We start from the raw sequence: 1,998 nt of genomic DNA on the forward strand, positions 1-1,998 counted from the left end.
GGCGATCAGTCACGAGAGCTGGTCAGGCAATCTTGCTGACGGAGGCCCCGAAGGTGCGGTCGGGCAGACAAGACTGCTTTACGCCGGCGCCAACCGGATGACGGCACTGCGCCTCGCCGCGCTCGACCTCCCCGAGGGCAACTCGATGCGGGCTCCCGGCGAGGCACCTGGAATGATGGCATTGGAGATCGCGATGGACGAGATGGCCGAGCGGCTTGATCTCGATCCAATCGAATTTCGCAAGCGCAATGACACCCAGGTCGATCCTGAACATCCCGATCGACCGTTTTCCCAGCGCCAGCTGGTCGCGTGCATGCGCATCGGAGCCGAGCGTTTTGGCTGGGAGAAGCGCAATGCCAAGCCAGGACAGGTGCGAGACGGACGGTGGCTCCTGGGGCTCGGCATGGCGGCGGCATTTCGCAACAACCTTCTGATGAAGTCGGGTGCGCGAGTCCGGCTCGGCCGCGACGGCATCGTCACAGTCGAAACCGATATGACGGATATCGGCACGGGCAGCTATACGATCATTGCCCAGACCGCCGCAGAGATGATGGGTGTGCCCCTCGAGAAGGTTGCAGTGCGCCTTGGTGACTCCACCTATCCGGTGTCGTCGGGTTCCGGCGGGCAGTTTGGCGCCAACAATTCGACGTCCGGCGTCTATGCGGCCTGCGTCAAGCTGCGCGAGGCGATTGCCCAGAAGCTTGGCTTCAACTCTGGCGATGTTGCGTTCGCCGACGGGCAGGTGGCATCGGGCAACCGCAAGGCGCCGCTGGCGCAGGCCGCAGCCGACGGCGAAATCGTGGCTGAAGATGCTATCGAGTACGGTGACCTGGCCAAGACCCACCAGCAATCCACCTTCGGCGCGCATTTCGTCGAGGTGGCGGTCGACGCTGCGACCGCAGAAATACGAGTGCGACGCATGCTTGCCGTTTGCGCCGCGGGCCGGATCCTCAATCCGAAATCGGCCCGCAGCCAGGTTATCGGCGCCATGACCATGGGCGTCGGCGGCGCGCTGATGGAAGAATTGGCGATCGACAAACGTCGCGGCTTTTTCGTCAACCACGACCTGGCGGGCTACGAAGTTCCGGTGCATGCCGATATTCCGCATCAGGAGGTCATCTTTCTCGACGAGACCGATCCGATGTCCTCGCCCATGAAAGCCAAAGGTATTGGAGAATTGGGCCTCTGCGGTGTCGCAGCCGCGGTTGCGAACGCCGTGTACAATGCGACCGGCATACGGGTGCGGGACTATCCGGTGACGCTCGACAAGCTCCTCGACCGGATGCCGGAGATCGGCTGACCCTGCGCGATGGCTCGGTTCCCGCGCGGAACCCCGAGGGAACCGGCCGAGTTCCCCCGCGTTGTCCGGCCATGCAAAAGCTGGCCGGACTGCGTGAACAGGGCAAGAAGCCGCCCATCGTCGACATCAAGGGTGAGAGCGGCGAGGACGTCGCACCGCCGCCGCCCGAAATGGTCGAGCCCGACCCCAAGCTGTCGCCCGAAGAGGCCGAGCAGCTTCGCAAGAGCTATCTCCTCACCCGTTTCTGGATCAGCGCGCGCGGCTTCTGGGGCCGCAACGGCGACCGCCTCGCCTGGCCGTTTTCGCTCGGGCTGGTGGTGCTGATCGTCCTCACCGTCGCGTTCCAGTACGGCATCAACGTCTGGAATCGCGCGATCTTCGACGCCATCGAGAAGCGCGATGCGAGCACCGTCTTCCATCTCACGGCCGTGTTCTTTCCGCTCGCGCTCGGCAGCATCGTGCTCGGCGTGGCGCAGGTGTTCGCGCGCATGGGCATCCAGCGACGCTGGCGCGCCTGGCTGACCAACAGCGTGCTGACGCGCTGGCTCAAGAACGGGCGCTACTATCAGCTCAACCTCGTCGGCGGCGACCACAAGAATCCGGAATACCGGATCGCCGAGGATCTGCGCGTGGCGACCGATTCGCCGGTGGATTTTCTGGCCGGCGTGACCTCGGCGCTGCTGTCGGCGGCGACCTTC

Annotated in this window: 1 protein-coding gene and 1 pseudogene; both read left to right on the forward strand. The window is 64.5% G+C overall.

Features of this window, described 5'->3' with window-relative positions:
- The coding region (locus tag NLR35_RS33955) for a xanthine dehydrogenase family protein molybdopterin-binding subunit (RefSeq protein ID WP_257170896.1) at positions 1-1,300 on the forward strand (1,300 nt) is incomplete at its 5' end.
- 71 nt (positions 1,301-1,371) lie between these two features.
- Positions 1,372-1,998 (forward strand): annotated as a pseudogene (locus NLR35_RS33960) (ABC transporter ATP-binding protein/permease); the annotation flags it as partial.

The organism is Bradyrhizobium sp. SRS-191 (assembly GCF_024586915.1).
Classification (GTDB): Bacteria; Pseudomonadota; Alphaproteobacteria; order Rhizobiales; family Xanthobacteraceae; genus Bradyrhizobium.